The organism is Atribacter sp. (assembly GCF_035418125.1).
Taxonomy (GTDB): Bacteria; Atribacterota; Atribacteria; order Atribacterales; family Atribacteraceae; genus Atribacter; species Atribacter allofermentans.
Window position 1 is genome coordinate 1 of the sequence record NZ_DAOLQM010000084.1, and the last position, 8099, is coordinate 8099.

The 8099-nt window shown below is 39.3% G+C and carries 6 protein-coding genes; all 6 read right to left on the reverse strand.

Annotation, left to right across the window (positions count from 1 at the left end):
- Positions 1–401: 401 nt before the first annotated feature.
- Positions 402–941: an HdeD family acid-resistance protein gene (locus PLK24_RS05735; RefSeq protein ID WP_324477162.1), complete on the reverse strand. Its 540-nt coding sequence runs from the start codon at positions 939–941 to the stop codon at positions 402–404.
- A gap of 83 nt (positions 942–1024) precedes the next feature.
- On the reverse strand, positions 1025–1726 hold the full coding sequence (locus PLK24_RS05740; protein WP_324477164.1) for a DUF72 domain-containing protein: 702 nt from the start codon (positions 1724–1726) through the stop codon (positions 1025–1027).
- Between the two features lie 27 nt (positions 1727–1753).
- Complete coding sequence (gene xylB, locus PLK24_RS05745) at positions 1754–3271, reverse strand: xylulokinase (protein WP_324477166.1); 1518 nt, start codon at positions 3269–3271, stop codon at positions 1754–1756.
- Positions 3246–4577 (reverse strand): hemolysin family protein, encoded by a 1332-nt coding sequence (locus PLK24_RS05750; protein WP_324477168.1) that lies wholly within the window; start codon positions 4575–4577, stop codon positions 3246–3248. Before PLK24_RS05750 ends, xylB begins: the two co-directional genes overlap by 26 nt.
- Positions 4578–4601: 24 nt before the next feature.
- A complete protein-coding gene (locus tag PLK24_RS05755; RefSeq protein ID WP_324477170.1) occupies positions 4602–5267 on the reverse strand; it encodes a hypothetical protein in 666 nt (221 codons plus the stop codon).
- The coding region (locus tag PLK24_RS05760) for an alpha-2-macroglobulin family protein (RefSeq protein WP_324477172.1) at positions 5245–8099 on the reverse strand (2855 nt) is incomplete at its 5' end. The genes PLK24_RS05755 and PLK24_RS05760, both read right to left, overlap by 23 nt.

Here is an 8099-nt window from a genome sequence, read left to right on the forward strand (position 1 = left end):
AAAAATTGAGAAATAGGCAGCCGAAAAAGAAGAATGAATGAGGTATCCACGACTTCTGAATACAAAGTCTCAGGATGATTCAACCCTATAATTACTTCTCCTTTGATGAGAGAAGGCGAGGATGAAGATGGCAGACCGGGATGAGATCCTCACGCCCTCGAAATGCGAGGGCTCAGGATGACAGATTAAAGAATTCATTTGATGGTATTTTCAGGAATGACCCTATACCATTTATTTTTTAACCAAACGAAAATGAAAAATATTTATTCAAGAATCGATAATCCCAGCTCCTCTTTTTTTTAGCAAAGAGAGAGGGAAAAAGAGGAGAAATTCTCTCCCACCAGGGGAGAGGTAAAAGAAGTAATGCACTCTCCCCCACCGAAAGAAAGGATGCACCTCCCCTATTTACTCAGACTATGAATGTAAAATCCGCTAAATAAGGAGATGACTCCAAACAACAAAGCATAAACTCCCACATAAGATACAATAAGAAGGACTCCCAGCAGAGGACGAGACATGACAATAATACCAAATAAAATTGAAACGATACCATTGAGAATAATTAACCATTTTCCAGCATTAGGAAGCACTTGATAAAACTGAATAACATTGATAATTTGAAAAATACCAATAAATAACATCCAAAATCCAATGAGAAGCGTAATAACCAATGCTGACATCCCAGGCATTGAGAAGACTATAATACCAATTATAATACTCATGATCCCTTCCAGAATGAGCGGCCATCCTCCTTTGGTTCTTATCGCTTGGATGACCGCCATTATTCCACCAATAATTGCTACTAAACTAATTAAACGAAGAAAAGCCACCACGCTAATTGCTGGCCAAACTAAAATCATCAAACCAATTATTATCGCTATAATCCCTCTCCAAACCAAAGAACTCCAGTTACCAGTAAATACTTTTTGTTCAAATAGCATCACTATAACCTCCTTGACTTTCCTCTTTTGATAGAATGAACTCATTAAATATGATATCGGAATTTTTATTAAAAAATTTAATATTAAACAGTAGCTTTTAATGTTTGAAAAAAATATTGAGCATTGTCGAGCATGAAGTGGTTGTTATTAAAAAAAGCATAGATTTTATCCGGTTTTAAAGAACAACATTGGTTGGCAACTTCTTCCAATTCATGAGGAAGATAGTTATGGTTGTACCATCCAGTTCTTCCGTGAAAACGAATGTAGATAATCTGGTTAGAGAGAATAATTTGATTCTGAAAATCAGGACTGTCCACGCTTACAAAAACGACTGGAATTTGCTCCAGCTCTTTGATCCATTTTTTTTGAAACCACTCAGGATTTCTCATTTCGACTGCTATTCGACCCTGAAATGAGTGAGGAAGAAATGAAAAAAAATGAACTAAAGTATCAAATTGTTTTGGGGTGAACGAGGGGGGAAACTGGAAAAAGTAAAAATCAATAAGACTTTCAAGAGGTTTAAAAAGCCGGATAAAGGCCTCAAATACTGGATAAGATTCTTGATTTAAACGATGAATATGAGTAATTCGACGGGAAACCTTAATGGAAAAACGAATACCTCTCCCTTTTTGTGCCCAGGATTTTACTTGGTTTGGAAAAGGGAAACGATAAAAACTGGCATTGAGTTCAACTGCGTTTAATTGACTATTATTTACATACCAGGTAAAATTTTTTTCCTTATTCCAAGAATAATACCATCCGCTGGTCCCAACATAGAACTCCAAGTAAAAAAATCCCCTCCTGACTTTTTCCTATAAACACTCAAACACCTGTACCAAGGATTGATAAGCTTGAATAAAAACCGGGTAAAGCCGGTCGTAGGTTTTGACGTCTTCGGGAAAAGGGTGATAACAATCGTGGATTTCTATTAATCTTTCGGCAATTTCAAACCCAGGAAAAATGCCTACCCCAACTCCTCCCGCGATTGCTGCACCTAAAGAAGTCGCTTCTTCAAGATGCTTCGGTCGCAATATCTCCATATTAAACATACTGGATAAAACCTGAGCCCAAAATGCTCCTCGAGCTCCTCCACCAATAACTCGCATATTTTCAATCTCTACACCTTGTTCTCGGAAAGCATCAAGGATTATTCGAAGATTGAAACTCACTCCCTCAAGGACTGCCCTGATCATATGGGGTTTTCGGTGACGTGCGGTTAAACCGATAAATGCACCTCGAGCATGGGGGTTCCACCAGGGGGCACGTTCCCCAAGAAGATAGGGTAGGAACAGAAGATTTTCGGCTCCGGCCGGAATTTTGCTTGCTTCTAAATTCATTAAATCATAAGGACTAAGACCAAGCTCACGAGTAAGGACTTTTTCTCTTTCACAAATGGCGTCCCGACACCACTGATAAGAACCACCCGCCGCCTGCATGGTACCAGTTGGCATAAATAAGCCTTTGGATAGATGATGGAAAGTAAAGTTCCTTTTATCCTGATCATAAAAAGGGCTCTTGCTTGCCAAGGCAATCCAGGAAGAAGAACCCAAGTAATTATAGGCTTGACCCTCTCTCACCACTCCAGCACCCGCCGCTGCACAGGGACCATCCCCGCCACCAATGACTACTGGTGTACCAGGAACTAAACCGGTGTCTCTGGCTGCTTCTGGTGTTATCGCTCCTACCACATCCGAGGAAGAATAGAGTGGTGGGAGTTTAGCTGGATCGATTTGAACAGCGTCTAAAATTTCATCAGACCAGGACTCCTTTACCAAATCAAACAAATTGGTACCAGAAGCATCCGAGTAATCACTGGCAAAACTTCCCGTTAACCGATATACAATATAATCCTTTGCCATAAGAAAATACTTGGTATTTTTATAGACATCTGGAAAGTTATTTTTTAACCAGAGGATTTTCGCCATGGAATAATTCGGACTTAATCGGTGTCCGGTAATTTGATAAATTTGGTCTTCATCAATTCTTTCTTTAACCCAATTGACCTCTTTGACTCCTCGTCGATCAGCCCAAATTAAAATTCTATGCAGGGGCTTCCCGTCGGCACCAATCGGCAAAGCACCCATCTGTTGTCCGGAAAAACTCACTACCGCTATCTCATCGGAATCAAAACCACTTTTTTCAATAAGTCTTCGAGTCGAGATGGTTACTGCTTGCCAATAATCTTCCGGATTTTGTTCAACTGATAGAGAATCAGGGAAATACGTTTCATAACCAAAAAAATCACTGGCAATCAAACAACCATTTTCATCAAACAAAGTCGCCTTATTCCCGGTTGTTCCTAGGTCATGAGCTAAGATCAGTTTCGCCATGGTCTTCTTCCTCCTTAAGATTTTTTACCATTACACGCAGAGTGACGATCCTTTTTCCTTTCATTCTTTCAACCTTAATCTGATAATGGTCAATATCAACTATTTCACCCAATTCCGGTATTTTTCCTAAATACTCCATGACCAAGCCACCGATTGATTCAAATTCCTCGCTTTCGGGGATTTGGAGATAAAGAAGTTCGTTTAAGTCAACAATCGGTGTCGAAGCATCCACTAAATATTCGTTTTCGCTAACCTGACGATAAGGCGGGGCTTCTTGATCATGTTCATCGCGAATTTCACCAACCAGTTCTTCAAGAAGATCCTCGATGGTTACCAGTCCAGCTGTCCCCCCATATTCATCCAAAACAATTGCCATATGGATTCTTTTTTGCTGTAGCTCTCTCAAGAGTTCGATAATCTTTTTGGTAGCTGGGATAAAATGAACCGGTCGCATAAACTGTCGAACTTTTATATCATCATTTCCTAATTTTTCTAAGGAAGGAAGAACATCTTTAATATGAACAAATCCTAAAATATTATCTAAATCATCTCGAAAAACCGGTATTCTTGAGAAATGAGAATTCATTGATAAATCAAGAAATTCCTTTAGCGTCGAGTTGTCTTCGATGCATACCATATCGGTCCGAGGAGTCATGACTTCATAAGCCATGGTATCTCCAAACTCAAATACTTCATTGATTAAAACCTTTTCTTCAATTGGAACGGTTCGTTGTTCTGTGATAAATATCCGGAGCTCTTCATCAGTATGAGTTGAATGGTCAATATGGGTAATTCCAAACAGACGGGAAATAAAATCGGTTGATGCCGAAAGTATAAGTGCCATCGGCTTAAAGGCAATGAGTAAATACTCTAAGGGTTTCGCCAACCGAATCGATAAGGCTTCTGGATTGCTCATGGCTATCCGTTTGGGAACCAGTTCTCCAAATACCAGGGTCAAGTAGGAGATGACCAGCGTAACAGCAATCAATGCTATCTCTTCGCCAAAACGACCCAGTATTGGTAACCCGGTAGCTTCTAATTTTCTCCCAAGATTGTGCGACAGCGAAACCGCACCGGTTGCACTGGCAAAAAATCCAGCCATTGTCACGCCAATTTGAATGGTGGCTAAAAATTGACTCGGATTTTTTAACAATCGATTTACTGTCTCGACTTGTTTTGATTTGTCGCTTTCCAGGAGTTTTAACTTGCTCCGTCGCAAAGATATAACAGCTATTTCTGAAGCTGCAAAAAATGCATTAATAAATATTAAAAAGAATATAAGGAGTAATGTTGTTGCATAATTCATTTATTCTCCTTTTTGCTCCTTTCTTCAATAGACAGAAATCTTAAAATATTTTTGAGAGGCGGTGTAAAAATCCACCTCTTTACAAAAAAGGAAAAAATCCTGAATTTCTCTCTGGCTTTTTCCTTCCATTAATTTCCTAACCATGATATAGGAATCGCTATAAAAATCCAGGGCTTTAATTTTAGAGGAGTCTTCATCATTCATTTTGCCGTTTAACTCTTGTAGCGAGGCAGGAAAAAGGAAATAAGCAAAACCTTCTTCAAACCACTGAGGAAGAAAAAGGCCGTTTTGGCGAATAACAGCATGGAAAAACTCGTGAGATAGAACATTCTCTAATATACCCTTTTTGAGTAAATGGTGGGGATTCCGAAGATGAATCTCGCCTTCTCGATATACTGCAGCTGACCAACTGGGAAAGGCATGGCTACGGAAAGTGAAACCATCAGGATGAAGAATGATTCGTATGTTTATTTCTGTATTTAAACCCGTATAAAAATGGACGGTATCAGCTGCCCTTTCCAGGCATCGTTCCATCTCGAATTGTGGGTATTGTAATTGACCAGAAAGAGCTATATAGGTCGTACTCAAACACCAAACCGGTGTTGATATGATAATAAGTAAAAATATCACTGTAGCAAGCGCCAAATGACGCTTGCTACAGTGATATTCATCTTCCACTGGTAAACTCATGCTCTTTAGAGTACCCCCGCACTTCCGGGAAATACATTAAATAGGCTTGGGTAGGTCGTACATAAAATGAGCCTGCATCCCGGACCCTTAGATAGTATCTTATCATATTTTCCCCTTCTTCAATACGGGAAACGAAAAGGACCGGAAGCTGGTCATAAATTTTTTTATTAACATAAATTGGGAAATCAGAATTATTATGAGCTCGGTCTTCTTGAAGTTGGTAAACATAATCATTCCGAATCAATTCAAAGCCTGCTGCCATACCATCTTCTATAACCAAATTATCGAATTGATGGGGGCTTTCAATAAGTATCTCGCATACCAATTCATCCCCGGGTTGTAGTGATGAAATCGCTTCTTTGGTAAATATAAAATTACCCTCTTCGTTTTTTATTGGTTTGAGTTTCCAATAGTTTTTACTCACTTTGATTTGAGATGAAGGAGGCAAGCCGGAAGTAAAACCTCTTATTTTAACCGTCATGAGGTAAACCCCTTCTCCGAACAATTCGAGTTGGTTTTCTCCAGAAAGTAACTTTTCTCCATTCAAATCAATTTTTTTACTAAAGCTATCCGACTCGAATTGACCTTCTGTGGTTTTTTCCGAGTTCAGCATGATTTGATAACGGGTTTTAGAAACCATGGATTCTTCTTGAAATAGCAGAGCCAGTTTCATAAAGTAAGCTTTTTCTATGGTATTGATATACCACTCGGATTGTATATTGCGCAGCAACCAAAGGAAGGACTTTTCAGCAATGGATCTATTCTCCTTATTCAATGCCAGGGTTGCCCAACAGGTTGCTAAGAATCGATCATCTTCCCAAGGTTTTTCCGGATTGGAATAACCATAAAATACCGCATCTCCAATTGGTTGCGCTCTTTTTATCAGTTCTTTCAGTAAGCTTTGCTGGGCTTTTCCTTGCGCAACCAAGCTTAGCCAAGCAAGCTCTTTTACATCCATCCTTTCTAACCTTTTATCTATTTCAAAAGAAGTCAGGTCGGTAATTTTCTCTCCGACCTGACTTAATACATAATAGCTCATGGCTTTCTCCCAAGGAACCAGGTCCTTGTTGATGCTCATTAAATAGGATTTTGCCTGGAGAATGGAATTTTCGGAAACCAAATATCCCTTTTCCCGAGCCGTAATTAAAGCCAGAAGGGCATGGGATGTATTAAAAACATTACTGTCATCCAAGTTCCACCAGCCCCAACCTCCATCATAGTGTTGCAAAGCATAGAGCTGATAAATTCCTTCCTGGATTTCCCGAGGTACGGTTTTGGTCCATTCTAAATTATCGGGAAGGGGCAAAGAAAGGAGAGAGATAATTCTACTAGAAGTTTGTTCAGTACAACCATAGGGATAATAGTACATATCTTCCATGATCTGATAAAAAACTCCATTGAGATTTCGATACAATATACATTCTACTTGGGGCGGGTGATTAAACATCTCCGGTTGATAAGTGAAATTGAGTCGACCTTTTTCGTCGGAGACAAAAGTTGTAAAAAATTGTTCAATTTCAACACCGCGAGGTTTAACCTTTTGAGTGACTTCAATGGCATCTCCTGCCAAATCACCGCGAGCATACATTCTGACATATGGTAAACCAGCTTCAATTGCTTGAAATTGTACTGGAATGACTAAATTTTGATTGGCATCAATCTCCACCTCAGGGGGATAGGTTCCAATTTTTATTTCAGAACCAGTTTGAGCTTCAAGCCGAACCTTTTGCTTTGGATATTCGTTCCAAAGAGTCATTTGGGTTTGGATCGTATCTCCCTGTGAAAGAAATGGAGGCAATTCTACTCGGAAAGCAAAAGGACTGGATGTTCTAAAGTTAATAACTGATTCTCCAAATTCATCCGCGGTGTTGGCTCTGACTTCAACTCTCCAACTGGCTAGATTGTCAGGGCAGGTAAATTCAATTTCAGCTTCTCCTTGTTGATTGGTTTTTATACTTGGCATCCAAAGCAGAGTGTCGGGGAAGTATTTTCGCACGGTTGGTTCCCCCGCTCCGCCTCGACCATTTCCCTTAAATTGTGGACGAACATTTTGAACTGTTTCTCCCTGACCATAAAAATATTCGTACCATGATGACTGAGTATAAACTCTATTATATAAATTTTGATAATAATGCTCATAGATCTTTTCCCACCATTGCCAGGATATATCAAAAATTGCTTGATCCACAATGGCTAATGAAAAGTCGCATTTTCTGGGAAGGGAATCGTTCCCTAAAATTGTTACTTTGAGTTTCCCTTTTTCTTGAGGAAGGTAAACTTCTTTTTCGGTTGAAATTTTTACCAGGAGCTCTTTCTCCGGAATTACTGGAATTTGAATACTTTCGTTGTAATAATTACCATTATAAAAGGCCGACAAAGTTACATAACAACCCAATATATAGTCTTTGGTTATCGGTATCGAAACCTGATAGGGTCCTTTAACCGTAGATTTCACTTCAATCTGGTGAATTTTTTCTCCCTCAATGGTTAATAAATGAGGAAATTCTTCGGTAACCGGTGGAACAACAAGTACATTTGCAGTTTCACCGACTTTATATTCTTTTTTGTCGAGATGAAGTTCTATTCCGGTAGTAGGAAGATAAAACCCAGATCCGGTGACATAAAAAGTATCAGAAGCGGTTATGGTATTCCCTTTCTCATCACGGGTTTCGCATTCCAAACGGTAGTATCCGGGTTTCTCCATAGCAAAATCAATATCGGCCTTTCCATTGACAACTTCAAAGGAAAAAAGCTTTGCCGATGTTTCATTCCAATCTTTCTTTTCTTTATCCCAAGTCAAGAGATATATTGTTGCGTAAACTTTTCCAACGT

What these genes read in the sequence shown, in the direction of transcription:
- xylB (WP_324477166.1), bottom strand. Translation starts at nt 3,271, where the DNA reads ATGGCGAAACTGATCTTAGCTCATGACCTAGGAACAACCGGGAATAAG.
- PLK24_RS05750 (WP_324477168.1), bottom strand. Translation starts at nt 4,577, where the DNA reads ATGAATTATGCAACAACATTACTCCTTATATTCTTTTTAATATTTATT.
- PLK24_RS05735 (WP_324477162.1), bottom strand. Translation starts at nt 941, where the DNA reads ATGCTATTTGAACAAAAAGTATTTACTGGTAACTGGAGTTCTTTGGTT.
- PLK24_RS05755 (WP_324477170.1), bottom strand. Translation starts at nt 5,267, where the DNA reads ATGAGTTTACCAGTGGAAGATGAATATCACTGTAGCAAGCGTCATTTG.